The organism is Curtobacterium sp. YR515 (assembly GCF_900113095.1).
In the GTDB taxonomy this organism is placed as follows: Bacteria; Actinomycetota; Actinomycetes; order Actinomycetales; family Microbacteriaceae; genus Curtobacterium.
In genome coordinates this window covers 860,989-887,383 of the sequence record NZ_FOOD01000001.1, presented here as the reverse complement: position 1 = coordinate 887,383, position 26,395 = coordinate 860,989, and the positions used below count along the sequence as shown (strand labels likewise).

General features: G+C 69.6%; 21 protein-coding genes. 14 read left to right on the top strand and 7 right to left on the bottom strand.

Annotated features, from left to right (window positions below; genetic code table 11):
* Positions 1-193 precede the first annotated feature (193 nt).
* The 6 genes from BM028_RS04110 to BM028_RS04085 are packed head-to-tail and all read left to right on the top strand — an operon-like array spanning position 194 to position 7,676.
* Positions 194-1,924, top strand: coding sequence for an ABC transporter substrate-binding protein (locus BM028_RS04110; RefSeq protein WP_254789384.1), 1,731 nt, complete (start codon positions 194-196; stop codon positions 1,922-1,924).
* Positions 1,921-2,901, top strand: coding sequence for an ABC transporter permease (locus tag BM028_RS04105; protein WP_070417091.1), 981 nt, complete (start codon positions 1,921-1,923; stop codon positions 2,899-2,901). The genes BM028_RS04110 and BM028_RS04105 overlap by 4 nt, the downstream gene beginning before the upstream one ends.
* On the top strand, positions 2,898-3,830 hold the full coding sequence (locus BM028_RS04100) for an ABC transporter permease (protein WP_070417090.1): 933 nt from the start codon (positions 2,898-2,900) through the stop codon (positions 3,828-3,830). Before BM028_RS04105 ends, BM028_RS04100 begins: the two co-directional genes overlap by 4 nt.
* A complete protein-coding gene (locus BM028_RS04095) occupies positions 3,827-5,611 on the top strand; it encodes an ABC transporter ATP-binding protein (protein WP_092384692.1) in 1,785 nt (594 codons plus the stop codon). The genes BM028_RS04100 and BM028_RS04095 overlap by 4 nt, the downstream gene beginning before the upstream one ends.
* Positions 5,608-6,480, top strand: a complete 873-nt coding sequence (locus BM028_RS04090) for an alpha/beta fold hydrolase (RefSeq protein ID WP_092384690.1) — start codon at positions 5,608-5,610, stop codon at positions 6,478-6,480. Before BM028_RS04095 ends, BM028_RS04090 begins: the two co-directional genes overlap by 4 nt.
* A gap of 8 nt (positions 6,481-6,488) precedes the next feature.
* The gene (locus BM028_RS04085; protein WP_092384985.1) at positions 6,489-7,676 is read left to right on the top strand and encodes a glycoside hydrolase family 1 protein; all 1,188 of its coding nucleotides are present in this window, start codon (positions 6,489-6,491) and stop codon (positions 7,674-7,676) included.
* 81 nt (positions 7,677-7,757) lie between these two features.
* Here BM028_RS04085 and BM028_RS04080 read toward each other — a convergent pair whose 3' ends face one another.
* The 5 genes from BM028_RS04080 to BM028_RS04060 form a co-directional block, all read right to left on the bottom strand.
* A complete protein-coding gene (locus tag BM028_RS04080; protein WP_092384688.1) occupies positions 7,758-8,840 on the bottom strand; it encodes an acyltransferase family protein in 1,083 nt (360 codons plus the stop codon).
* Between the two features lie 70 nt (positions 8,841-8,910).
* Positions 8,911-9,747 carry a hypothetical protein gene (locus BM028_RS04075; protein WP_139219741.1) on the bottom strand — a complete coding sequence of 279 codons (837 nt, stop codon included), beginning with the start codon at positions 9,745-9,747 and terminating at the stop codon, positions 8,911-8,913.
* Positions 9,748-9,825: 78 nt separating this feature from the next.
* Complete coding sequence (locus BM028_RS04070; protein WP_092384684.1) at positions 9,826-10,263, bottom strand: DUF3060 domain-containing protein; 438 nt, start codon at positions 10,261-10,263, stop codon at positions 9,826-9,828.
* 56 nt (positions 10,264-10,319) lie between these two features.
* Positions 10,320-11,741: a tyrosine-protein kinase domain-containing protein gene (locus tag BM028_RS04065; RefSeq protein WP_092384682.1), complete on the bottom strand. Its 1,422-nt coding sequence runs from the start codon at positions 11,739-11,741 to the stop codon at positions 10,320-10,322.
* 144 nt (positions 11,742-11,885) lie between these two features.
* Positions 11,886-14,408 (bottom strand): Ig-like domain-containing protein, encoded by a 2,523-nt coding sequence (locus tag BM028_RS04060; protein WP_139219740.1) that lies wholly within the window; start codon positions 14,406-14,408, stop codon positions 11,886-11,888.
* 284 nt (positions 14,409-14,692) lie between these two features.
* Between BM028_RS04060 and dnaK the strand changes: the two genes are divergently transcribed.
* The 5 genes from dnaK to BM028_RS04035 all read left to right on the top strand — a co-directional run bounded on the left by dnaK (position 14,693) and on the right by BM028_RS04035 (position 19,960).
* The gene (gene dnaK / locus BM028_RS04055) at positions 14,693-16,555 is read left to right on the top strand and encodes a molecular chaperone DnaK (protein WP_070417079.1); all 1,863 of its coding nucleotides are present in this window, start codon (positions 14,693-14,695) and stop codon (positions 16,553-16,555) included.
* A 2-nt stretch (positions 16,556-16,557) separates the two neighbouring features.
* Positions 16,558-17,217, top strand: a complete 660-nt coding sequence (locus BM028_RS04050) for a nucleotide exchange factor GrpE (protein ID WP_083295090.1) — start codon at positions 16,558-16,560, stop codon at positions 17,215-17,217.
* A gap of 23 nt (positions 17,218-17,240) precedes the next feature.
* On the top strand, positions 17,241-18,245 hold the full coding sequence (locus BM028_RS04045) for a DnaJ C-terminal domain-containing protein (RefSeq protein ID WP_071294410.1): 1,005 nt from the start codon (positions 17,241-17,243) through the stop codon (positions 18,243-18,245).
* A gap of 126 nt (positions 18,246-18,371) precedes the next feature.
* Positions 18,372-18,782 (top strand): heat shock protein transcriptional repressor HspR, encoded by a 411-nt coding sequence (locus tag BM028_RS04040; RefSeq protein ID WP_070419260.1) that lies wholly within the window; start codon positions 18,372-18,374, stop codon positions 18,780-18,782.
* Positions 18,783-18,817: 35 nt separating this feature from the next.
* Positions 18,818-19,960, top strand: a complete 1,143-nt coding sequence (locus BM028_RS04035) for a class I SAM-dependent methyltransferase (protein WP_092384678.1) — start codon at positions 18,818-18,820, stop codon at positions 19,958-19,960.
* A gap of 46 nt (positions 19,961-20,006) precedes the next feature.
* On the opposite strand, the gene BM028_RS04030 is transcribed toward BM028_RS04035, so the two are convergent.
* Both BM028_RS04030 and BM028_RS04025 read right to left on the bottom strand, forming a co-directional pair.
* Positions 20,007-20,837 carry an aldo/keto reductase gene (locus tag BM028_RS04030; RefSeq protein WP_092384676.1) on the bottom strand — a complete coding sequence of 277 codons (831 nt, stop codon included), beginning with the start codon at positions 20,835-20,837 and terminating at the stop codon, positions 20,007-20,009.
* Positions 20,838-20,919: 82 nt separating this feature from the next.
* Positions 20,920-21,318: a pilus assembly protein CpaE gene (locus BM028_RS04025; protein WP_070417075.1), complete on the bottom strand. Its 399-nt coding sequence runs from the start codon at positions 21,316-21,318 to the stop codon at positions 20,920-20,922.
* Between the two features lie 218 nt (positions 21,319-21,536).
* On the opposite strand from BM028_RS04025, the gene BM028_RS04020 reads away from it, so the two are divergent.
* The 3 genes from BM028_RS04020 to tatA all read left to right on the top strand — a co-directional run bounded on the left by BM028_RS04020 (position 21,537) and on the right by tatA (position 26,381).
* Complete coding sequence (locus BM028_RS04020; protein ID WP_092384674.1) at positions 21,537-24,302, top strand: glycoside hydrolase family 2 protein; 2,766 nt, start codon at positions 21,537-21,539, stop codon at positions 24,300-24,302.
* Between the two features lie 110 nt (positions 24,303-24,412).
* Entirely contained in the window at positions 24,413-25,900 is a 1,488-nt protein-coding gene (locus BM028_RS04015; RefSeq protein WP_175495980.1) for a sugar transferase, read from the top strand.
* Positions 25,901-26,105: 205 nt separating this feature from the next.
* The gene (tatA, locus tag BM028_RS04010; protein ID WP_306577014.1) at positions 26,106-26,381 is read left to right on the top strand and encodes a twin-arginine translocase TatA/TatE family subunit; all 276 of its coding nucleotides are present in this window, start codon (positions 26,106-26,108) and stop codon (positions 26,379-26,381) included.
* Positions 26,382-26,395 lie beyond the last annotated feature (14 nt).

Below are 26,395 nucleotides of genomic sequence, written 5' to 3'. Positions count from 1 at the left end.
GCGTCGCCGCAGTGTGCGAGGTTCCGCGCACCGTGGGGCGCTCGCGCCCGCGCACGCCGGTCGGAACCTCGCACACTGCGGTCCGGACCGCCCGCACACGTGCCGCCCCGCGAAACAACCCGCCCGGTTGCGCGACGCGATGTAAGCGCATACATTGTCTCCGTACCGACTCGACACGGAGGTCGACCGAGCAATGACGCTTCCCCCACAGCGCGTCCCAGCGCGCACCCCGGGCACCCGCCGGGGACGGAGAGGCCGCCTCATCGCGGCCATCGCCGGCATCGCGGTCGTGGCCCTCGCGGCCACCGGCTGCAGCATCCAGGTCCGGTCCCAGCCGGACCCGAGCATCGGCAAGGACACGATGCTCATCAACGCGGACCACGGCAACCCGCTGTTCGACCGCAACTTCAACCCGTACATCGCGAACGCCCGCACGGCGAGCAAGTGGATGTACGAGCCGCTCATCGAGATCAACCCCCTCGACGGCAAGGGCACCCCGTGGCTCGCGAGCAGCTGGGACCAGCCGGACGCGCGCACGATCGACATGACGATCCGCAAGGGTGTCGAGTGGTCGGACGGCTCGCCGTTCAGCGCGAAGGACGTCGTCTTCACGTTCGACCTGCTCAAGAAGTTCCCGGCGATGGACGTCAAGGGCGCCTGGCAGCACATCGACAGCATCGAGAGCACGGACGGCCACGTCGTCTTCCACCTCAAGGGCGACGACGTGCCGAGCCTCAACATCATCGGCGCGACGTACATCCTCGGTGAGAAGCACTACGGCGGCGTGAAGGACCCGACGACGTGGCGTGACCCGAACCCCGTCGGGACCGGTCCGTTCGTGCTCGGCAACTACACCGACCAGCAGTACTCGATGGACAAGAACCCGAAGTACTGGCAGGCCGACAAGATCGCCATCAAGCACCTGATCCTCCCGGCGACGAACACGCAGCTCGACACCGTCACGCGCGGCTACGACTGGGCGTACTCCTTCATCTCCGACGTGAAGGGCACCTGGGGAGCGGCGTCGAAGACGAACACGTGGTGGTTCCCGGCCGGCGGCGTCATCGGCCTCATCCCGAACCTGACGAAGGCGCCGTACAACGACGTCAACGTCCGGAAGGGCATCTCCCTCGCCCTGGACCGCGACGACATCGCCGAGACCGCGTCCGAGGGCAACCTGGCGGCGGCGGGCCAGACCGGCCTGATCCTGCCGAACCAGGAGAAGTACCTCAACCCGGACATCCCCGACCAGGGCATGGTCGCGCAGGACGTCGACGCCGCGAAGCAGGCGTTCGCGAAGTCCGGCTGGACCGAGCAGGACGGCAAGATCATGAAGGACGGCAAGCAGCTGTCCATCACGATCATGACCGCGAACGGCTACTCGGACTGGCTCCGCGCCGCGCAGACCGTGCAGCGCAACCTGACGGCCATCGGCATCAAGGTGTCGATCCAGGCACCGCAGCCCGCCGGCTACCAGTCGAACCTCAACAACGGCCAGTTCGACATGGCGATGGGCGGCATGGGCAACGGTGACGTCTACCAGGCGTTCAACTCCCTGCTCTCGAGCGACTTCTACCAGCCGGTCGGCAAGTCGACGGTGAACAACTACGAGCGGTACCAGAACGCCGACACGCAGAAGCTCCTCGACGAGTACAAGGCGACGACGGACACCGCGAAGCAGCAGGAGATCCTGAACCAGCTGCAGGAGATCGTGTACGACGACCTGCCCGTGATCGGCATGTACTACGGCGGACTCTGGGGCCTGTTCAACACCGGCAAGTTCGTCGGCTGGCCCAGCGCCGAGGACCCCTACATGGCGCCGCAGAACTACGACTCGGCACCGCTGCTCATCTTCTCGAAGCTGCGGCTCCGCGACAGCGCAGCCGGCCGGGCGATCATCAAGGCCGAAGAGGACCAGAAGTGAAGTACATCCTCCAGAAACTCGTCCTCTTCGTCCTCACCCTCTGGGCCGCGGTCACGCTGAACTTCGTGCTCCCGCGACTCATGCCCGGCAGCCCGACCGACGCGGCCCTCGCGAAGCTCAGCCAGAACGGCCCGGTCACCGACGCCACCAAGAAGGCCATCGAGGCCCAGCTCGGCGTCCCGAGCGGCAACCTCTGGGACCAGTACGTCAGCTACCTGCACCAGGTCATCACCCTCGACTTCGGCACGAGCTACACGTTCTACCCGCAGCCTGTCGGGGACCTCGTCGCCCAGGCCCTGCCGTACACGCTGATCCTCGTCGGCGTCGTGACGATCCTCGCGTTCGTGCTCGGCACCCTGATCGGTGTCGGCGCGGCCTGGAAGCGCGGCACCTGGCTGGACTCGCTGCCGACCCTGTCGGGCTCGTTCATGTCGACGTTCCCGTACTTCTGGACGGCGCTCCTGCTGCTCTTCTTCCTCGGCTACGTCCTGCACTGGTTCCCGACCACGGGCGCCTACTCCGCGACGACGACCCCGGGCCTGAACGGTGCGTTCCTCGGGGACGCCCTGCAGCACGCGGTCCTGCCGGCGATCACGATCCTCGTGACGAGCCTCGGCGGCTGGATCATCGGCATGCGCAACGCCATGATCAACACCCTCGGTGACGACTACGTGACCTTCGCCGAGGCGAACGGTCTCCGCGGACGCACCGTGGCGATCCGGTACGCGGCCCGCAACGCGATCCTGCCCAACCTGACCGGCTTCGGTCTGGCACTCGGTGGTGTGGTCGGCGGTTCGGTCCTGGTCGAGCAGGTGTTCGGCTACCCGGGCATCGGCTACCTGCTGTTCAACGCCGTGATCGGGCAGGACTACCCGCTCATGCAGGCCCTCTTCCTGATGATCACCGTGTCGGTGCTCATCGCCAACTTCATCGTGGACGTCCTCTACGGCGTCCTGGACCCGAGGACGCGCCGATGACCACGATCGCAGTTCGCACGCAAGCAGAAGAACCCACCGCCCCGAGCAAACTCCGAGCCGCCGCCCGCCAGTTCGGCGTCGTCTGGAGCAACACCAAGGCCCGGATCGGCATCATCATCCTCGCCGTCTTCGTGATCGTGGCGATCTTCGCCCCGCTCCTCGCCCCGTACGGCGCGAGCCAGAACGGGTTCGCGCGGAGCGCCGACGCCACCGGCGCGCACTGGATGGGCACGACCGCCGCCGGCGAGGACGTCCTGTCGCAGATCATCTACGGCGCCCGGATCTCCGTGCTCGTCGGTGCCGTCGCGGGGCTGCTGTCCACGCTCGTCGCCGTCGCGATCGGCCTGAGCTGGGGCTACGTCCGCGGCTGGATCGCCGAGGTCATCGGGTTCATCGTGAACCTCTTCCTCGTCATCCCCGGTCTGCCGCTCATGATCGTCATCGCCGCGTACCTGCAGAACGGCGGCATCGCGGTCATCATCGCGGTGATCGTGGTCACCGGCTGGGCCTGGGGCGCGCGCGTCCTGCGCAGCCAGACGCAGTCCCTCCGCGGTCGTGACTTCGTGACCGCGGCGCAGTTCTCCGGCGACGGTGCGACGCGCATCGTGTTCCGCGAGATCCTGCCGAACATGACGAGCCTCATCGTCGGCTCGTTCTTCGGCGCGGCCACGAGCGCGATCCTCGCCGAGGCGGGCCTCGAGTTCCTCGGACTCGGCGACTCGTCCATCGTGAGCTGGGGCACGATCCTCTACTGGGCGCAGAACTCGAACGCCCTGCTGACCGGTCAGTGGATCCTGCTGTTCGCCCCGGGTCTCTGCATCGCACTCCTCGCGATGAGCCTGACCCTGATCAACTTCGGCGTCGACGCCGTGTCCAACCCGCGACTGCGCGAAGGCGCGCGTCGCAAGCGCAAGGAGGCCACCGCATGAGCGGCTCGCGTTCCGAACCGATCGACGGCCTGGAGGCGCGGGACGGCGCCGCCACGCGCCTCCCGTCCGACACCACGAGCGCCACGCAGGACGTGCTGCTCGACGTCCGCGACCTGTCGGTCGTGTACGAATCGGCCGGTCAGGAGGCCGTCCAGGCGGTCGACCACGTGTCCTTCCAGCTGCGGAAGGGTGAGTTCGTCGGCCTGGTCGGCGAGTCGGGTTCCGGCAAGTCGACCCTCGGCTACGCGCTGACCCGGCTGCAGAAGCCGCCGGCTCGGACCAACGGCGGCAACATCTTCTTCGGCGGCCACGACATCCGCGACCTCGACGAGGAAGCCCTCCGGCAGCAGCGCCAGGGCGGGTTCGCGATGGTGCTGCAGTCCGGCATGAACGCGCTCAACCCGGTGCGGACCATCCGCAACCACTTCATCGACATCTTCAAAGCCCACGGCCACGTGTCGCGTGATCGCTGGGACGCCCGGATGAAGGAGCTCATCGAGAAGGTGAAGCTCCCCACCGCCATGCTCGCGCGGTACCCGGGAGAGCTGTCCGGCGGCATGCGGCAGCGCGTGTCGATCGCCCTGGCGCTCTCGCTCGAGCCGCAGCTCATGGTGTTCGACGAGCCGACCACCGCGCTCGACGTCCTCGTGCAGCACGCCGTGATGGACACCATCATCGAGCTGCAGCAGGCCGAGGGCTTCACGGCCATCCTGATCAGCCACGACCTCGGCATCGTCCTCGAGGCGACCGAGCGCGTGCTCGTCATGCACGAGGGCCGCATCGTCGAGGACGGCGGCTCGAAGGAGATCCTCCGCGACCCGCAGGACGAGTACACGCAGATGCTGCTGTCGCACTACGCCGACCCGCGTGCCGAGGTCGTGAGCCTGCCGGGCTTCCCGGACCGGTCGCAGCGCGACCCGTCGGCGACCCGCCAGGAGACCACGACGTCGTTCAGCACGGTCGGCTCCCGTGAGCGCAGCGCCGCCCGCAACCCGATCGTGGTCGAGCACCTCGTGAAGACCTACCCGGCACCCCGTCGCGGCGAGCAGCCGGTGCAGGCGGTGCGCGACGTGTCGTTCACCCTCGAACCCGGGCAGTCGCTCGCCCTCGTCGGCCAGTCCGGATCGGGCAAGTCGACGATCGCGAAGATGCTGACCGGCGTCGAGAAGCCGACGACCGGCACGGTCCGGTTCGGCGACACGGACGTGGCGAAGCTCGGGAGACGGGGGCTGAAGGACCTCCGCTCCGAGGTGCAGATGGTGTTCCAGGACCCGTACGCCGCGCTCAACCCGCTGCACACGGTCGAGTACACGCTGTCCCGCCCCGTCGCGAACTACACGAACCTGCGCGGGCGTGATGCCCGGAAGCGCGTGCTCGAGCTGCTCGAGACCGTGGGCCTGACGCCGGTGGAGCAGTTCGCGCAGAAGCTCCCGCACCAGCTCTCGGGTGGCCAGCGCCAGCGCGTGGTCATCGCCCGGGCGCTCGCGTCCGACCCGCAGGTGATCATCGCCGACGAGCCGGTCTCGATGCTCGACGTGACGCTCCGTGCCGGGGTGCTCGCCCTGCTCGAAGACCTCCGCGAGCAGTGGGGCGTCTCGCTCCTGTACATCACGCACGACCTGCTCAGCGCGCGGCTCATCACGGACGACATCATGGTGCTGCACGACGGCGCCGTGGTCGAACGGGGCCGTACGGCCGAGGTGCTGCAGCACCCGCAGGACGACTACACGGTGGCGCTGCTCGACGCGGTACCGAACCCACGACGGGCACTGCTGGCATGAGCACGCTCCGCGACTTCCCGTCCGTCCCGCCGTTCGGCCACCTGCCCACCCCCGAGTGCGTCGACGTCGTCGGCATCGACCTCCCCGTCGGCCGACTCACCGCCTACCGCGTCGTGCCTCCCGGGCCGTCGAAGGGCACCGTCCTCGTCGTGCCCGGGTACACCGGCTCGAAGGAGGACTGGCGCACGTTCCTGCCGCTCCTCCGGGACGCCGGCTGGACCGCGGTGGCGATCAGCCGCCGCGGCCAGGCCGATTCGGCGCGCGCATCGGGGCCGGACGGCTACCGACTCGAGGAAGAGGCCGCCGACGTCGTCCGGGTCGCACGGCTGCTCGACGACGGCGCTCCCGTGCACCTCATCGGCCACTCGCTCGGCGGCGTGATCGTCCGCGAGGCGGCCATCGCCGACCCGAGCGCCTTCCGTGACGTGGTGCAGTTCTGCTCCGGACCGTACGGCTGGCCCCACCGCAAGGTCGCCGAGCTGACGATCCTGCACGACACCGGCGGCAACCTCCGCCAGCTGTTCGACTCCACCAACCCGCTCTGGGCGTACCGGCCCGACGAGGAACTCCCCGACGACCCCCGGTTCGTCCGTGACCGCTTCGACGCGCACGACCCCGCGAGCGTCGTCGCCGGTGGACACATCCTCGAGGACCACACCGACTCCTCCGCCGCACTCCGCGCCACCGGGCTCCCGGTGCTCGTGACCCACGGCGAGTGGGACGGCGCCTGGCCGATCCCCTGGCAGCGGCAGATGGCGGAGGACACCGGCGCCGCCTACGAGGTCATCCCGGAGAGCTACCACGGCCCGCAGGTCGAGAACCCGTCGGCGACGCTCCACACCTTCGACCGCTTCCTGTCACAGCACTGAAAGGCACGATCATCACCACGCTGCAGTTCCCGAAGGGCTTCCTCTGGGGTGCCGCCACCGCCGCGCACCAGATCGAGGGCAACAACGTCAACAGCAACTGGTGGGTGCACGAGCACGAGCCCGACACCACCATCGTCGAGCCCTCGGGTGACGCCGCCGACAGCTACCACCGGTACCGCGAGGACATCCGCATCGCGGCCGACCTCGGGCTGAACTCCTACCGGTTCAGCATCGAGTGGGCACGGATCGAACCCGAGCGCGGGTTCGTCAGCCGCGCCGAGATCGACCACTACCGCCGCATGGTCGAGACCTGCCACGAGTTCGGCATCGAACCGATCGTCACGCTCATGCACTTCACCGTGCCGCGCTGGTTCGAACGCGACGGCTTCTGGCGCGCCCCCGACGCCGCCGACCTGTTCGCCCGCTACACCGAGGCCGCGCTCCCCGTCGTGCAGGACGGCGTCCGCTACGTCTGCACGATCAACGAGCCGAACATCGCGGCGATGCTCGCCGGCGGTGAGGACGCGGCGAACCTGGTCGCCTACGGCCTGCCGAACCCGGACCTCGGGGTCGCCGACGCACTGCTCGCCTCGCACAAGCGGTCCCGCGAGGTCCTGTCGCAGGTGTCCGGCCTGCAGTCCGGCTGGACCATCGCGACGCAGGCGTTCCGGTCGAACGGGGAGCCCGGCGCCGACGAGATGCTCCGCGAGTACGGGTACCCGCGCGACGACTGGTACCTCGAGAACGCCGCCGGTGACGACTTCCTGGGCGTGCAGGCCTACACCCGCACCTTCATCGGACCGTCGGGCCCGCTCCCCGTGGCAGACGACGTCGAGACGACCCTGACCGGGTGGGAGTTCTACCCCGAGGCCTCGGCCGACGGGCTCCGCAGCGCGTGGGAGCTCTCCGGGCACGTGCCGCTCATGATCACCGAGAACGGTATCGCCACCGCCGACGACTCCCGCCGGGTGGCCTACACGCAGGGTGCCCTCGAGGGGATCCACGCCTGCATCGAGGACGGCATCGAGGTCCTCGGCTACCAGCACTGGTCGCTGCTCGACAACTACGAGTGGGCGTCGGGCTTCCGCCCGACGTTCGGGCTCGTGTCGTGGGACCCGGTGACGTTCGCCCGGACGCCGAAGGACTCGGCGCGGTGGTACGGGCGGGTCGCCGCCGCCAACGCGCTCACGGTCTGAGACGCAGCCGGAGGGCGGACGGGAGGCGCGGTGCCAGCTGGCACCGCGCCTCCCGTCCGTCTCTACCCACCGCTGGTCCGTTCAGGCGGTCGCCTGCCGGTCCGGGGTCCGAGCTGGCACCGATGGCTTGCGCGGGACGAACCGTCGTCGGAGCACACGGCCGAACGGTGCGTCGAGCCATCGGTGCACGGCGAGGCCGAACAGTACCGAGATCGCGACGGAGACGCTGACGACCGCCCACCACGGGACACCGGTCACCCCGGTGAGCCCGAGCAACCGTGGGAGGAGCTGCGCCACGAGCGGATGCGTCAGGTAGATCGCGAACGAGGCTTCGCCCGCGGTGACAAGCCACGCCGGGATCCGTGCGCCGATGCGACGTTCCGACGCGATCACCGCCGCGAAGACGCCGGACACGAGGAGGAAGACCGCGACGGCCTCGACCGCTCCGCTTGCTCCGGTCAGGGCACGGATGACCGCGAAGACGACTGCCAAGCCGGACAGCCAGAGCATCCCCGAGAACGGGCGGCCCTCGCGATGGGCGCGGGAGAGGACCATGCCGGCGGCCAGGAAGAGCAGGACGGGATCGGCGTAGAACCACGTGATGCTCCCGCCCTCGGGACGCCAGACGGCGAGGACACTGACGGCGACGAGGATCGGTGTGATGAAGCGGACCGGATCGACACGGGCGGCGATGCAGACCGCCACTGCCGCGTAGAACGCGGCCTCGAACACGAGCGTCCACTCGACGCCCCAGAGCGTGCGGAAGTGCCCGTCGGGATCACGTGTCGGGATCAGGAGGAACGAAGAGACGATCCGGCCGGCGTTCAGCCCGCCGTCGAACATCGCGTTGGGGATGGCGATCGCGGCGACGATCTTCACCGCGGTCATCGACCATGCGAGGGGGAGGATCCGCACGGCGCGACGGACCGCGAACGTCGACCAGTCGGGTTCGCGGCCGGAGTCGACCACGTGCGTCACGACGAAGCCGCTGATGAGGAAGAACGTCCACACGCACATGTCCCCGAGGAGTTCGAGGGTGGGTGCCTGCCCGCCAGCGCCAGCGCCTGCGTCGCGGTTGTACCAGTAGCAGGCGTGGAAGAGGACCACCACGAGCGCAGTGGCGAATCGGACGGCTTGTACGCCGCGGAACGACTTGATGGGCATCTGGTGGTTCTCCGATGGACGAGGACGAATGCCTCATCCTGATCAGAAAGCAGAGCGACCGCAAAACATTCTACATGTCTGTGGATGAGGCGGCTTCGAGGAGTCGTACGAGCCGAGTGGCCTGGCGAGCCCGCGCGAGGTCGAGTGGTGAGCGCCCCTCGGAGTCGAGGACATCGACCCGTGCTCCCAGATCGAGGAGGAGTTCGGCGGTGCCCACCCGGTCGAACCACGCCGCGGCGTGGAGCGGCGCAAAGCCCCAGCGGGGATCGAGCGCGTCGAGATCGGGGTGGGAATCGGAGCCGAGGACCTGCAGTTCGAGGCTCAGGCCCCCGACGTCACCGAGCGCCGCGGCGCGGACGACGGGCGTCGCCCAGTCCACCCATCCGTCCGCGAACGGCCCACGCCATCCGTGGAGCGGTCGGTCGTCCAGGGCGTCCCACTCCTGCTCCGAGACGCTCGTGACGGACACGGTGACGTCCCGGAACGTGATGGAGACCTCGCCCGTGGGGGAGACGAGGAGCCGGAGCTCCCAAGCGTCGGGTGCCGCGTGTGCGAGTTCGCCGCGCAGGACGTGGACGTCGCCGCCGAGGAGGTCCAGGACGGCCGTGTCGGAGGGATCGGTGGTCGCGCCGCGGAAGCCGAGGGAGACCCTGGCGTGGTTCCAGCGCCGCCAGAGGCCCTGGTCGGTGTCGAGGACCTCGTCGTTGCGGACGAGCAGCGCTGTCTCGAGCTGGCCTCCGGTGGCGGTCCAGCGCTCGACCTTGGCGCCGTCCCACACGATCGATGCCAAGGCTGCGACCGGTGGCGGTGCATCGGTGACGAGGCGGGCGAGGTGCTCGGCGTAGCCCGAGACGTCCTCGATCGAGGCGTAGCCCACACTCGGCCAGTTCACGTGACTCCACTGCACGCAACGACGATACCGAGCGGACCGGCGACGCGAGGGCCCGGATGGAGAGTCCCCGCGTCGCCGGTCCGTCCGGAGCCGTCAGCCCTTCGTCACGGTGTTGCCTGCTCCCAGGTCCTGGACCTCGGCCGCGCCGTCGTGCGTGATCGTGTTGTTGCTCCCGGGGACGACGATCGTCCCCGCGGACTCGACCGAGACGGTGAGCCCGGTGCCCTCGACGACGAGCTTGTCGGTCTTGCCGACCGTGTAGGTCACGCCCGACTCGGCGGTCCCCACGATGGCGACCGAGGCGCACGGGTCGACCGGGACCACGCCCGTTGCCTTCGTCTCGTTCGCGAAGACCGTCAGCGTGCCGTCGATGCACTTCCCGTACTCGACGGACACGCCCTTCGGCGCTGCGGTCGAGGTCGGCGAGGCGTCCGGGTCGGCACCGCCAGCCGAGCAGGCGGTGAGGACGAGGGCGGCCGCGGCGATGCCGAAGGCGGTGAGGAAGGTCTTCGTTGCGGTGGTGCGGTTCATCAGGATTCTCCTTGGATCGGTGTGGTTCGTGGACGGTGATCGGAACGGCGGTGCGGTCAGCCGTCGCTCGCGGGGAGCGCGCGTCGACCGGAGGATTTCGCTTCCGACGGGGTCGGCTCGTCGGCGACGGTGCGGTACGCGTAGTAGCCGCCGGCACGTCCGTGCTTCACGCGTCGCATCGTGGTCACGATGCCGAGCGCCCGGCTGCCGATGCCCTCGAGCGACTCGATCGCCCCTCGGAGCTGCTGTCGGGTCGACCGGCCGGAAGCGGACACCACCAGCGCACCCCCGGTCAGCCGGCTGAGGATCGCGGCGTCCGTCACGGGGAGGAGCGGCGGCGCATCGATCACCACGGCGTCGTTCTCGTCGATCAGGAGCTCGACGAGTCGGTGCATCGCCTCGCTCGCGAGCAACTCGCTCGGGTTCGGCGGAATGCTGCCCGCGGGCAGGACTCGCAGGCCGCCATGGCCCCACGGCACCAGGACGTCCTCGATCTCGGCTCGGCCGATGAGCAGGTCGGTCAGGCCGGCCGCACCCTCGACGCCGAGCATGTCCGCGATGCGGGGGCGCCGGAGGTCGGCGTCCACGAGCGCGACCTTCGCCCCGGTTTCAGCGAGGGTCAGAGCGAGGTTGGCGGCGGTCGTCGACTTGCCCTCCGACGGCAGGGCGGACGTGATCGTGAACGTTCGCTTCACTCCGTCGAGTTCGATGAACTGCACGTTCGTCCTGAGGGCACGGAACGCCTCGGCCCGGGGGTTGCGCGGGTCGGAGTGCACGATCAGCGGCTGCGAGCCGGCGGTGGCGTCGAACGCGATGTCACCCAGGATCGGCACGTCCGTGACGGACTCCACGTCGTCCCTCGTCCGGACACGCGTGTCGAGGAGGTGTCGGAGCAGGACGAGTGCGAGGCCGAGCGCGACGCCGCCGACCAGCCCGAGGGCGATGTCCTGCGGGTAGCTCGGTGACGCGGGTGCATCCGGGACGACGGGCGGCTGGATCGTGTTCACCCGCACGAGCGAGGGAGCACCCGCTTCCGTGCCGTCGAGGTCGGTGGTGACGAGGTCCGAGAAGTGCTCGGCGGTGGCGGCTGCGATCCGCACGGCGAGCTCGGGGTCCTCGTCGAGAGCGCTGATGTCCAGCAGCACGCTGTTCGCGGGGGAGGAGGCGCTCACGCGTTCGGCGAGCTCGGCAACGTCAGTCGGGAGATCGAGCTCGTCGATGACCGGCTGGAGGACGCTCGCGCTCTGCACGACCTCGACGTAGGACGTGACCTTCTGTTGAGCAGCACTGTTGCCCTGCACGAGCTCCGAAGCCGCCTCGCCGGCGGATCGGACCGAGATGAACAGCTGGGTCTCCGCCCGGAACACCGGGGTGGTGAACGCGGCGACGGCCGCTCCGGCACCGCCGCCCAGGACGACGAGTGCGACGAGGAGCCGCCAGGAACGGCCGCAGATCCTCATGATGTCGAGAAGAGTCATGGTGCTCCTGCATTCGGGTCAATGTTGCGCTGTGTGTAATATAACAATATCACACGTTTGCAGATCGTGGTAGATGCAGGATGGCGGGCGCCCCTCGTGGGGGCGCCCGCCATCGTGTGGTGCGGTTGCGCGGGTTGCGCGGTGTTAGTTGTTGGTCTTGCGGTTCATGTCGAAGACCGGCGATTCGGTGGTGCTGTCGTCGATCCGGGTCTGAACGGCCTTGAGCTTGTACTGGGTGTCCGGACCGAAGCCGCGGTTGAAGGACCAGTTGCCGTCCTCGTCAGCGGTCACGGTGCGCAGTTCGTCCCACTGGGACGAGATCGTGACGCTCGCGCCGGGGCTCGCGATGCCGGTGACGGTGGTCGCGCCGGGGTACTCGTAGCCGGCGCGCGGGCCGGTGATCGCGACCGGGGAGGTCTGCGATGCGATCGGCTTCAGGACGAACTCGGGCGAGACGGACTTGCTGTTGTCGGTGCGGGTCTGTTCGGCGGTGAGGAAGTAGACCATGTTGCCGAAGCCGCGGCTGACCTCCCACTGGCCGGAGCCGTTCGCCTTGATGCCGCTCACGAGCTCACCCCAGGGGGCGCGGAGGCTGATCGTGGCGTTCGGTGCCGCGGTCCCGGTGATGCGGTTGCCGCGCGTCGGGTCGAAGCGGCCGTCGGCGGGGCCGGTGATCTCGACACCGGCGGACGGGTCGGTGCCCTCGGGTCGCAGCTCGTGCGTGGCGGACTTCGAGCTCTGCCCGTCGGTGAGGTTCTGCGTCGCGGTGAGCGTGTATGCCACGTCCGGGCCGAAACCGCGCCAGATCTCCCAGTCGCCGTTCACGTCCGCTCGGCCCTTCTGGGTCAGCGGCCCCCACTGCGCCTCGAGGGTGATCTCGGCGAACGGGCTCGCCTTTCCGTGCACGCGGGCGTTCTGGCCGTTCGTGTAGGTGCCGGGGCCGGTGATCGTCACCGGGAGCAGCTCCTGCGGGCCGTCGGTCGTGACGGTGGTGTCCGCCTTCGTGGTCAGCGCACCCTTCGACGTCTGGGTCGCGGTGATCTGGACCGGGGTGGTCGACGGAGCGATCTCGATCGATGCGCTCCAGGTGGTGCCGGTGACGGTCGCGTCAGCGGTCTTGCCGGCTGCCTCGACCGTGACCTTCGCACCGGCCTGGGTGGTGCCGGTGACCTCGACCATGCCGGGCGCGACCTGGCCCTCGGGGGAGGTGAGCGCGACGGCAGCGCCGAAGTCGGCCGCGACCTTCGTCGCCTCGGAAGTGTCACCGTCCACGGTCTGCGTGACCGTGTACTCGTGCACGCCCGCGCCCGGTGCCGTGATGGTCTGGCTGAACTGACCGTTGACGACCTGCGGCCGACCGACGACCGTGTTGTTGCTGTCGAGGATCTCGATCGAGGCACCGTTCTGTGCCGAACCCGTGATGGTGGCGCGCTGGGTGACGTCCTGGTTGAACACGACCTGCGCCTCCGGTGCCGGAACCGAGCTCTCGCCCGGGTTGACCGTCACCTTGCTCGTCGTCGTGTTGGCGCCCTTCGACTTCTGCGTCGCCGTGATCGTCGTCTCACCCATCGGGAGCGTGACGTCGGTGGACCACTGGCCGTTGCCGTTGACCTCGACGGCGCGCTCGGCACCGTTGTTCAGTCGGACGGTGACGTTCGAGCCGTTCTGGGCGTTGCCGCGGATCTCGTACTGTCCCGAGACGTTCTCGTTGTTGCCCGGGGCGGTGATCGCGACACCGGCGCCGTAGGCAGCGGTGACCTTGATCGTCTTCTTGTCCTCGTTGTTCTCGACCAGTGCGACGGTGAGCTCGTCGTCGCCGGCCTTGTCCGGGGCGGGGATCGCGATCGAGTAGTCACCATCCGCGTTGGCATCGCCCGACGCGATCACGGTCTCGCCGCGGCGGACCTCCACCCGGCCAGACGCTTCCGTAGAACCCTTCACGACCGCGCGAGCATCCACGCCCGCCGCGAACTCAACCGAACCCGCCAGCTCAGTCTGGTCGCCGATGGGCTTGCCATCCCAAGGGAGGTTCAGTGGATCTCCCTTGCCCACGTGGAAGTTGAAGTTCGTCGAGTCACGCGGCAAGTTCCAGTAGTTCGCTGCACCGTCGATCCACTCCGTCTGCTTGAGATACGGGACGATCTTTCCGTCGGCAGTCCGAGTGAAGAGCTGGTTCTCGTCCCCCGCTCGGCAGCTGATGTTGCCGAGCGTCGCGGTGGAGACCATCAGGCCGCCACCAGGATTGGCATACCTAAGACATGAAGGCATATGGTTCAGGTCCGCACGGACCATCAACCGCTGCCACTTTCCAACTTCCGGGAGGGAGATCAGCCCGGCGGCCTCTTCTGCCTCAGCGGCGGTCGAAGTAAAGTGGCCAGCGGTAGACCACTTGACTCCGACCGCGGTCCACGTGCCGCCAACATGACCTCGCCTGAATGAACTCGGCTCGGTTTCTTTGTTCGTGTTAAAGGTCGGGAAGACACCGTACATCTTGCCCCACATGTTCGACTCGAGGTCATTCGGGTCAAACGTTGCATTGATCGTCGATGCGCTGGTTGCCGCGGCGGTGGCACCGGTCGCCCCGAAGGAGAGGCCGGAGGCGAGGGTCGCGACGGCGAGCGCACTGGCGCCCAGGCCCTTCGCGATGCGCTTCTTCTTGCTTGACATGGTGTGGTCCCTTTCGAGGGATCGGGGCCGCGTGCTCTCGCTCGGGACGATCGGGTCGCCCGCGGCTCGCGGTCATCGTGGTCGCGGGACACCCCGCTGCTATACCAAAATATCAAACACTGACGTGAAATACAACACTGTGCGATGAGATCACCTTGAGCCATTCGGACGCAACTTTCAGCTCCCAGAGTTGACGCGCCTCCAGTCCTGAGTAGAGTTGAGTCCATCGGACGCAAGTCCAACGACTTCAGCAAGACCCGCACCAACAGAAGGAGCACCCACACATGGGACGTGCAGTAGGCATCGACCTCGGAACCACCAACTCGGTCGTCAGCGTGCTCGAGGGCGGTGAGCCCACGGTCATCGCCAACGCCGAAGGCATGCGCACCACGCCGTCGATCGTCGCCTTCACCAAGGACGGCGAGGTACTGGTCGGCGAGACCGCCAAGCGCCAGGCCGTGACGAACGTGGACCGGACGATCGCGAGTGTCAAGCGCCACATCGGCACCGACTGGACGACGGACATCGACGGCAAGAAGTACACGCCGCAGGAGATCTCGGCCCGCATCCTGGGCAAGCTCAAGCGCGACGCCGAGCAGTACCTCGGTGAAGACGTCACCGACGCGGTCATCACCGTGCCGGCGTACTTCAACGACGCCGAGCGCCAGGCCACCAAGGACGCCGGTGAGATCGCCGGCCTGAACGTCCTCCGCATCATCAACGAGCCGACCGCCGCAGCACTGGCGTACGGCCTCGACAAGGGCAAGGAAGACGAGCTCATCCTGGTCTTCGACCTCGGCGGTGGCACGTTCGACGTCTCCCTGCTCGAGGTGGGCAAGGACGACGACTTCTCCACGATCCAGGTCCGTGCGACCTCCGGTGACAACCGCCTCGGTGGTGACGACTGGGACCAGCGCATCGTCGACTACCTCGTGAAGAAGTTCAAGGACGAGCACGGCGTCGACCTCTCGACGGACAAGATCGCCAAGCAGCGCCTCAAGGAAGCCGCCGAGCAGGCGAAGAAGGAACTGTCGTCGCAGATGTCGGCGAGCATCCAGCTCCCGTACCTGACGCTGACGGCCGACGGTCCGCTCAACCTCGACGAGACCATCTCGCGCGCTCAGTTCGAGCAGATGACCTCCGACCTGCTCGACCGCACGAAGAAGCCGTTCAACGACGTCATCAAGGAAGCCGGTGTCTCGGTCAACGACATCGCGCACGTGGTGCTCGTCGGTGGCTCGACCCGCATGCCCGCAGTGGCCGAGGTCGTCAAGTCGCTGACCGGCGGCAAGTCCCCGAACCAGGGCGTCAACCCGGACGAGGTCGTGGCCGTCGGCGCCGCGCTGCAGGCCGGTGTCCTGAAGGGCGAGCGCAAGGACGTCCTCCTCATCGACGTCACGCCGCTGTCGCTCGGCATCGAGACCAAGGGCGGCCTGATGACGAAGCTCATCGACCGCAACACCGCGATCCCGACCAAGCGCAGCGAGACCTTCACGACCGCTGACGACAACCAGCCGTCGGTCGCGATCCAGGTCTTCCAGGGCGAGCGCGAGTTCACCCGCGACAACAAGCCGCTCGGCACCTTCGAGCTCACCGGCATCGCGCCGGCTCCCCGTGGCGTCCCGCAGGTCGAGGTCACCTTCGACATCGACGCGAACGGCATCGTGCACGTGTCCGCGAAGGACAAGGGCACCGGCAAGGAGCAGTCGATGGTCATCTCCGGCGGCTCGTCGCTGCCGAAGGAGGACATCGAGCGCATGGTCCGCGAAGCCGAGGAGCACGCGGCCGAGGACAAGGCCCGCCGTGAGGCCAACGAGCGTCGCAACCAGGCCGAGCAGCTCGTCTACTCGATCGAGAAGCTCATCAAGGAGAACGACGAGAAGCTCCCCGCGGACGTCAAGTCCGAGGTGCAGGCCGACGTCGACGCCCTCAAGTCCGCGCTCGCCGGCGAGGACGACGAGGCCGTGAAGACCGCCTTCGACAAGCTCAACGAGTCGCAGGGCAAGCTCGGCCAGGCCATCTACGCCCAGCAGGACGCAGGCGCCCCGGCCGGTGAGCAGCCCACCGCCGACCAGGCAGCACAGGACGACGAGGACATCGTCGACGCCGAGGTCGTGGACGACGAGGACGACAAGGACAAGAAGTAACGATGACGGATCCCAAGGACAACGTGCCGAACGAGGACGAGCCCCAGGTCGAGGGCGACGCCACGAACGCGGCCGAGCCCGAGGACCTCATCGAGGCGGAGGGGCCCGACGTCGAAGTACCGACCGACGGCCCCGCCGCCGGGGGCCCGGCGGCGGACGCGGCGAACGACCTCTCCCCCGAGGACGAGGCACTCCTCGCCGACGCCGCCCGTGGCATCGCGGAGGACAAGCTCAGCACGGAGGACCGCGACCTGGTCGCCGAGATGCGCGCGGACATGCTCCGTGCGCAGGCCGAGCTGGTGAACTTCCGGAAGCGCGTCGAGCGCGACCGCGAGGCCAACCGCGAGGTCGCCATCGCCGAGGTCGTCCGGGCACTCCTGCCGGCGCTCGACGACCTCACCCGCGCCGAGGCGCACGGTGACCTCGCCGAGGGTCCCATGCAGGTCATCGGGCAGAAGATCCGCGGCGGCTTCGAGAAGTTCAAGCTCGTGCAGATCGGCGAGAAGGGCGAGTCCTTCGACCCGAACATCCACGAGGCGATCGTGCAGCTCCCGACACCGGGCGCCACCGGCCAGACCGTGGCGGACGTCGTCGAGCCGGGCTACAAGCTCGGTGAGCGCGTCCTCCGTGCGGCCAAGGTCGCGGTGGCGGTCCCGGCCTGAGCGCGGGGAGGAGGTAGGGATTCATGGCCAGTCAGGACTGGTTCGACAAGGACTTCTACAAGGTCCTCGGCGTCGACAAGACGGCGAGTGACGCTGAGCTGAAGAAGACCTACCGGAAGCTCGCGCGGCAGTACCACCCGGACTCCAACCCGGGCGACGCCGCCGCCGAGAACCGCTTCAAGGAGATCAGCGAGGCGTACTCGGTGCTCTCCGACAAGGAGCAGCGCCAGGAGTACGACCAGGTCCGCGCCATGGGCTCCGGCGCCCGCTTCACCGCGGGTGGCCCGGGCCAGGGCGGCGGCTTCGAGGACGTCTTCGGCGGCATGTTCGGCCAGGGCGGGGGCGGGCAGCGTGTCCGCTTCGGCCAGGGCGGAGCAGGTGGCGCCGGCGGCTTCGAGGACATCCTCGGCGGGATGTTCGGCGGTGGCGGCGGCTTCGGCCAGACCACCGGCGGCTACCGCGGCTTCGGTGGGCCGACGAAGGGCCGCGACGTCACCGCGACGACGACCCTCGACTTCACCACCGCGATCGCCGGCGACACCGTCAAGCTCTCGCAGGGCAACGGCCGTCCGGTGAACGTCCGCATCCCCGCGGGGGTCGCGGACGGGCAGAAGATCCGGCTCCGTGGGCGCGGCGAACCCTCGCCCGACGGCGGAGAGGCCGGTGACCTCGTGGTCACCGTCACCGTCCGCAAGCACCCGGTGTTCGAGCGTGACGGGCAGAACCTGCGGCTGGACGTCCCCGTGACGTTCGTCGAGGCGGCGCTCGGCGCGACGATCGAGGTCCCGACGCTCGGCGGCTCCACCGTCAAGCTGAAGGTCGCACCCGGCACGCCGTCGGGTCGCGTCCTCCGTGTCAAGGGCCGCGGTGTCGCCACCAAGAACGGGACGGGCGATCTGCTCGCGACCGTCCAGGTCGCGGTGCCGTCGCACCTGACCGACAAGCAGCGGGAAGCGGTCGAGGCCCTCGCCGAGGCCCTGCCCGACGAGGACCCCCGTGCGGACCTCCTCGCCAAGGCGCGCAGCTAGCCGCGCGCACCACCAGCAGTAGACCCGGCCTGGAGGCGCGGCGCGGCTCCGTCAGGAACGCGCGCCGTGCCTCCAGTCTGGTTTCCAGACCATGCGAACGACGGAAAGGAACACGCCATGACCGACATGGACGAGAACTCGCCCGTCTTCGCGATCGCGATGGCGGCGGAGCTCGCCGAGATGCACCCGCAGACGCTGCGGCAGTACGACCGGCTCGGCCTGGTCGTGCCCGGCCGCACGCGCGGCGGGTCGCGCCGGTACTCGATGCACGACGTCGCGCAGCTGCGCGAGATCGCACGCCTCGGGTCCGAGGGCGTCTCGCTCGAGGGGATCCGCCGCGTCCTCGAACTCGAGAACGAGAACCGCGCGCTCCGTGCGCGCGTCAGCGAGCTGGAGACGGCCCTCGCCGACCAGCTCATCAGCCGACCGGGCGCCCGCGTGTTCGCGGCGACCACCACCGGCGGAGCGGTGCCGCTCCGTGCCGGCATGCGGCCGCAGCGGAACACGCAGATCGTGCTCTACCGCGGGCCGCGCTGACCCGTCCCCACCGGGACCATCGGTACGCTGGCGCCGTGCCACCGGACTTCGCCGACTTCTTCCGCCGCCGCGACGATGACGCGCCGGACCTCATCGCGATCGACGGCACGGACCGCTTCATCCTCGACGAGGCGCCGCACGTGCACGGCGACGCGCTCCGGCAGCCCGGCGAGGTCGCCGTCGTCGACGACCGGTACGGGGTGCTGACCCTCGGGGCGATCACGGTGCACGGTGCGTCGGACGTCCGGGTCGTGCAGGACTCCCTCGTCGGGGTGCGTGCGCTCGAGGCCAATGCCGGCACCTTCGGACGCCGGGGCTTCCACCACCCCTCGTCGCTCGAGCAGGCGTTCCGCGACGTCCGGCTCGTGCTGCTCCGGCTGTCGAAGTCGAACGACCGGCTCGACGAGCTCGCCCGTGCCGTCGCCCGGTTCGCCGCGCCCGACGTCGTGCTGCTGTGCGGCGGAGTGTCGAAGCACATGAACCTCTCGCAGAACGACGTCCTGCGCCGGTACTTCGGCGAGGTGACGGCGTCCCGCGGCCGTGGGAAGTCGCGGCTGCTGATCGCGCAGGACCCGCTCCGCGCCCAGGCGACCCGGGCGGACGCGACGAACCCGTGGCCGCGGTCGGTGCACGTGGACGACCTCGGGATGACGCTCGTGGCCCACGGCGGGGTGTTCGCCGGGACCTCGCTCGACCAGGGCACCCGGGTGCTGCTCGACGCGATGGACGATGCGGTGCCCGGCGCTCGGACCGCCGTCGACCTCGGCTGCGGGAACGGGGTGATCGCCACCGCACTCGCGCGGCGTCGACCGGGCATCCGGGTGATCGCCACGGACGTGTCGCAGATCGCCGTGGCATCGACGATCGCCACGGCCGAGGCCAACGGCGTGGCGGACCGGGTGCTCGTCGTCCGGAGTGACGCCGGCGACGAACTCGACGAGGGCTCCGCGCAGCTCGTGCTCTGCAACCCGCCGTTCCACGCGAACACGACCGTGACCACGGACGCGGCCGAGGCGATGTTCCGGAACGCGGCCACGATCCTCCAGTCCGGCGGGGAACTGTGGTGCGTCTGGAACTCGCACCTGCGGTACCGGCCGGTGCTGGAGCGGTTCGTGGGGGCGACGCGGCAGGTGGTGCGGACGCCGAAGTTCACGGTGACGGCGTCGCGGCGAGCGTGACGAAGGGGCGACCGCTCGGCGGCCGCCCCTTCGTCGTGTTGCCCGATCAGGCCGGGACGTAGTCGAACGTGTCCGGGTCCGGACCCGTCCGGTGCCCCTTGTCGAGCGACGAGATCGCCGTCATGTCCTCGTCGGAGAGCTCGAAGTCGAAGATCGCGAAGTTCTCCTCGACGCGGGCACGGGTGACCGACTTCGGGAAGACGATGTCGCCGCGCTGGATGTGCCAGCGGAGGACGACCTGCGCCGCGGACTTGCCGACGTTGCCGGCGATGCGGGTGATCGTCTCGTCGTCGAGCACGAGGCCCTGCGCGATGGGCGACCAGGCCTCGGTCGCGATGCCGTGCTCGCGGTCGTAGGCGCGGAGCTCGTCCTGCGTGAGGTACGGGTGCACCTCGATCTGGTTCACGGCCGGGGTGATCGTGGTCTCGGCGGCGAGGCGGTTGAGGTGGTGGGCCTGGAAGTTGCTCACGCCGATCGAGCGGGCGGTGCCGCCGCGGTAGAGCTCCTCCATCGCCTTCCACGTCGGCACGAAGTCCGACACGGTGGGCAGCGGCCAGTGGATGAGGAAGAGGTCGGTGTAGCCGCCGAGCAGGTCGGCCGACTTCTTGCCGTTCTCCAGCGCTGCCTCGGGGTCGTGGAAGCCGTTGTTGAGCTTCGACGTGACGAAGATCTCCTCGCGCGGGATGCCCGACGAAGCGATGGCCTCGCCGACCTCCTTCTCGTTGCCGTACATCTCGGCGGTGTCGATGTGGCGGTAGCCGACCTCGAGCGCGGCCAGGGTGGCGGCCTTTGTCTCGGAGGGGTCGATCTGGAAGACGCCGAAGCCGAGCTGCGGGATGGTCTTGCCGTCGTTCAGGGTGATGTTCGGAACGGTCATGATCCGAGTCAACCAAAGGCCACCCAGCAGGCATTCCGGCAACGTTCAGCCCGGGCGAGCCGCCGCCGCCCGGCGTACCCCGCTACGCCAGCGCCGCCGTGATGTACGCCTGCAGGGCCAGCCCGTACGCCTCCGCAGCGTCGTCGGACGTGAAGGAACGATCAGCGCCGTCGACGGTCGCGACCACCGTGAACCCCGCCGACAGGGACACGAACGCCGGCCCGAGCAGCCCACGCAGCTGGTCCTCGCGCGGGAGCCAGAGGGACTCCGCGGCGTCGACCGAGTCGAGCGCCCACTCGGTCGTCCCGTTGAACCCGAGCACCGTCCCCGAGGGGTAGTCGTGCCGCTCCACGGTCATCTCGGACACCGTGTAGACGTCGTCGTCGACACCCGGCTTGTCGATCACGAACCGGTCACCGGTCGTCGGGTGCCACCGCAGGCCGGCGTCGCGCAGGGCGGTGGCGAGTGCAACACTGATCACGTCTTCCAGCCTGCCACTCGCAGTCCTGCAAGGTCGCCGTACTAGCATCGCCGAGCACCCCGACGCGCGACCGCACCAGCGTTCCGCGCGCGCGACGCGACGACGCCCGGGCAACCGGTGCCGCGCCTCCCGGCCGAGAACCCGGCCACGAGGCGGGCCCCCGGCCGGCGTCCCGACCGCAGCGGACACCAACCCGTCCGCCGAAGAGAAGGACCCGCATGACCCTCGAACGCGAGGAACTCCGCGACGGCTGGACCGTGACCATGGCGGGTGAGGCGCCGCCAGCAGGCGCGCCGGCCGACGTCGTGGGCCGGACCATCGGCGCCACCGTGCCGGGGCAGGTCCACACCGACCTCGAGCGCGAGGGGCTGCTGGCGGACCCCACGTTCGACCGGAACGAGGACGGCGCCAAGTGGGTCGGCCGGGCCGACTGGTCCTACCAGCGCACCGTCGACGTCGACCCGCGAGGCTTCGAGCGCGTGGACCTCGTGTGCGACGGGCTCGACACCGTCGCCGAACTCAGCCTCGACGGCGTCGTGGTGGGGACGACGCGGAACATGCACCGCCGCTACCGGTTCGACGCCCGGGACAGCACCGGCGGCGTCGGCCGCGGGGAGAAGACGCTCGAGCTCCTGTTCGAGTCGCCCTACCGCGAGGCCGGACGCGTCGCGGCGAAGGCCGGCAGCATGCCCGGGCCCTACGACGAACCGTTCCCGTACATCCGCAAGATGGCGTCGAACTTCGGGTGGGACTGGGGGCTGACGGCGGTCACGAGCGGCCCGTGGCGACCGGTCGCGATCGAGCGCTGGTCGACCGCCAGGCTGCGCGACGTCCGGCCCCTGGTCGACGTCGAGGCGGGCGAGGGCGTGCTGGACGCGCACATCACCGTCGAGCGCTCCGGGCTGAACGACCTCGACCAGGACGGCGAGGACGACGACCTCGTGCTCGTCGTGACGGTCAGCGGAGCGACGGCCGAGGGTGGCACCACCCGCCAGCGCTCCCGCGCACAGCTGACCCCGCGCGACGACGAGACCGTGGTCACCGTGCGGGTGCCGGAGGTCCAGCGGTGGTGGCCGCGTGGCTACGGCGCGCAGGACCTGTACGACGTCGTGGTCGAGCTGCAGACGGTCGACGGCGAGGTCCTCGACCGCTCGACGTTCCGCACCGGTTTCCGCTCGACGCGCATCGAGACGACGTCCGACAGCATCGGCAAGCCGTTCAACGTGCACGTCAACGGCACGCTCATCGACGTCCGCGGCGTGAACTGGATCCCGGACGACGTCATCGTCTCGCGGGTGTCGCGCGACCGGGTCGAGGACCGTCTGCGCGCGGCAGCGGACCTCAACGTCAACCTCGTGCGGGTCTGGGGCGGCGGGGTCTACGAGTCGAACGACTTCTACGAGGTCTGCGACGAGCTCGGACTGCTCGTCTGGCAGGACTTCCCGTTCGCCTGCTCGGCCTACCCCGAGGGCGAGCCGATCCGCAGCGAGGTCATCGCCGAGGCCCGGGACAACGTCGCCCGGCTCGCACGGCACCCCTCGCTCGTGCTCTGGAACGGCAACAACGAGAACATCTGGCTGCACGAGGTCGACGGCTGGGAGGCATCGCTCGAGGGCCGCGGCTGGGGCCTGGACTACTACCTCGACCTGCTGCCGACGATCGTCGACGCGGTCGACCCCTCGCGCTTCTACACGGTCGCCTCGCCGTGGTCGGGCTCCGAGTCGCTCCCCGCGAACGACGTCGACCACGAGACGCACCACTCGTGGGACGTCTGGAACCGGCTCCCGGACACCGCCTACCGCGACTCGGTGCCGCGGTTCGTCTCGGAGTTCGGCTGGCAGGCACCGCCCGCGTGGCGCACGCTGCGTGACGCGGTGCGGGACTCGCCGCTCGCAGTGGACTCGCCCGGGGTCGTCCACCACCAGAAGGCCGCGGACGGCATGGGGAAGCTCGCGCGGGGCCTCGAGCCGCGGTTCGGCTCCGTGGCGCCGGCCGAGTTCGACCGGTGGCACTACCTGACGCAGCTGCAGCAGGCGCGCGCCATCGCGACGGGCGTCGAGCACTGGCGGACGCACTGGCCGCGGAACACCGGCGTCGTCGTGTGGCAGCTGAACGACCTCTGGCCGGTGTCGTCGTGGTCGGCGATCGACTCGGCCGGGCGGCTGAAGCCGCTCGCGCACGAGCTGCGGCGGCTCTACGACGACGTGCTGCTGACGATCCGTCCGGTGTCCTCGGTCGCGGCTGTGGTCGCGTCCGGTCCGGCGGGCGGGTCGGGTCCGGCGGGCGGGTCGGGTCCGGCGGGCGGGTCCGCTCCGGCGGGCGCGTCCGGTTCTGCGGGCGAGCCGTCGGGGCAGCCAGGAGGCGCGGATCGCCCGACCACGTCGGCCTCCGTCGGTGAGACGGCCGATCTGGGCGATCTGGCGGACACGCTCTCGCTCGGGGTGTCGCCCGGGTCGTTCGGCAACGCGCCCATCGAGGTCGCCGTCCGCTCGACCCGCACGGGCCACGACAGCGTCGTCCGCGTGCGGCGGGTCACCCTCGCGGGGACGGTCCTCGCCGAGGCGTCGCTCCCCGTCCGCCCGTCCGCCGCCGGTGTCGCCGTGGTGGCACTGCCGGAGTCGGTCGGCGTGGTGGACGACCCGACGAACGAGCTCGTCGTCGCGGACATGGACTGGCGACGGGCGGTGTGGACCCCGGGACCCGACAAGGACATGCGCTGGGAGCCGGCACGGTACCGGACCGCCTTCACCGCGGCTCCCGACGGCGACGGCCTCGACCTCGTCGTCGAGGCGGAGGGCCTCGTGCGGGACCTCCTCTTCCAGCCCGACCGGGTCGCACCCGGGGGCACGGTCGACCGCGGGTTCATGACCCTGCTGCCGGGGGAGCGTGTCGCCTACCGACTGCGCGGCGTGACCGAGGCGGACATCCCGGCGCTCACTGCGGCTCCCGTGGCGTGGACGCTCGCGGACGTGCTCGACCATTGATATGCAGAACTCCAGCGTGATATTCTGATTGGAGTGCCGTTCCGTCCTCCCGCATGACGGCGGCACCCGGTCGGTCCTTCCCCGGCCGGTGGCCGACAGGAGGGCTCCCGATGTCACTCGCGATGCGACCGCTCAGCGCGGTGTCCCGTTCCGTCGAGGTCGTCGGGCGTCCCACCCGCAGCCGGACCCGCCGCAGCCGTGCGACGGGCTTCGGCCTGGCCGGGCTCGACCTGGGGTTGTTGCTCGTCGCGTTCGCCGTCGCCCACGTGGTCCGGTTCCCCGGTGAGCTCCCCGCGGGTTCGAGCGCTGCCGGGTGGACCGAGTTCGTGGTCGCCCCTGTGATGATCGTGGCCTGGATGGTCCTGCTCACGGTGTCCCGCAGCCGAGACCCGCGCATCGTCGGCGTCGGCGGCGACGAGTTCCGGCGACTCATCACCGCGAGCCTCGTCACCGTCGCGACGGTGGCCGGGGTCGCGTACGCCGTCCAGGTCGACCTCGCCCGCGGCTACGTCGCCATCGCGTTCCCGCTCGGGCTGCTCCTCCTCGCGATCGGTCGGAAGGCCGTCCGGACCGTGCTCGCTCGACGTCGCTGCCGGGGCGAGGGGCTGCAGGACGTCCTGCTCGTCGGCGACCTCGACGACGTGACCTACGTCGGACGGCGCATCGCGGCCACCCCCGCGGCGGGGTACCGCGTCCGGGCGGTCATCTCCGACTGTGTCCGGGCCGGGTCCCGGGTGCCCCTCGGGGACACGAGTGTCCCGGTGATCGACGGGGTCGACGCCGTCCTCGACCGGGCCCAGAGCGAACCCGTGGCCGCCGTGGTGGTCGCCGGCGCGATCCGGGGCGGGCACGAGCGACTCCGGCGGCTCGGATGGCAACTGGAAGCGCACGGCGTCGAACTCGTGGTGTCCTCGCCGCTGGCGGACATCGCTGCCGGCCGGGTGCACGAACGACCCGTCGACGGCCTGCCGCTCATGCACGTCGAGACGCCCGACTACCGGCGGCGGATCGGCAAGCGGACGCTCGACGTCGTCGGCGCCGGCATCGGTCTGCTGCTCCTCGCGCCGATGTTCGCCGTCATCGCCCTGGTCATCCGCGCAGACGACCGTGGCCCCGTGTTCTTCCGCCAGACCCGCGTGGGGCGCGACGGGCGGGAGTTCCCGATCCTCAAGTTCCGGACGATGTGCGTCGACGCCGAAGCCCGGATGGCCGCGCTCGAGCAGGCGAACGAGGGCGCGGGGCCGCTCTTCAAGATGAAGCACGATCCGCGCATCACCCGGGTCGGTGCGTTCCTGCGTCGGACGTCCCTCGACGAGCTGCCGCAGCTGTGGAACGTCCTGACCGGTTCGATGAGCCTGGTGGGCCCCCGACCCGCCCTCCCGCGCGAGGTCGCCCTGTACGAGGACTTCGCCGACCGTCGGCTGCTCGTGACCCCGGGCATCACCGGGCTCTGGCAGGTGAGCGGCCGCTCGGACCTCGACTGGGCCGACGGTGTCCGACTCGACCTGCACTACGTCGAGAACTGGTCCTTCGTCCACGACGTCGTCATCCTCGCCCGGACCATCCCGTCCGTGCTGCGCTCCCGAGGCGCCTACTGACCCGGTCGCGCCTGACCCGCGACCGGCACGCGCACCCCCGGGCTGCAACGGCAGTCCGGGGGTGCTGCCTGTGCGAACGGTGTCCGTTCGGGTGCCCGGCCTGGGTTTCCCGACCGGTGCGAGTTACGATGGGTGCACGACGGACTTCCGCCGCACGCGTCGACGGTGACTCGGAGACGGCGACCAGATCCAGATTCAAGGAGTCATGATGCTCGGAAACCTCGGTGGCGTACACCTGCTGATCATCCTCGGGATCGTCATCCTGCTGTTCGGTGCGACCAAGCTCCCGGCACTCGCCAAGGGCCTCGGGCAGTCGATCAACATCTTCAAGAAGGAGATGGGCGACGACGAGAAGAAGGCCAAGGGCACCGACCCCGGCGTGCAGACCACGACCGTGACCAACACCGCGGCCGAGCCGGCTCCGCAGCCGGTCGTCAACCCCGGCCCGTCGGTCCAGCCGAACTCGGACTCCAGGAACTAGGACCCCAGCCCCGT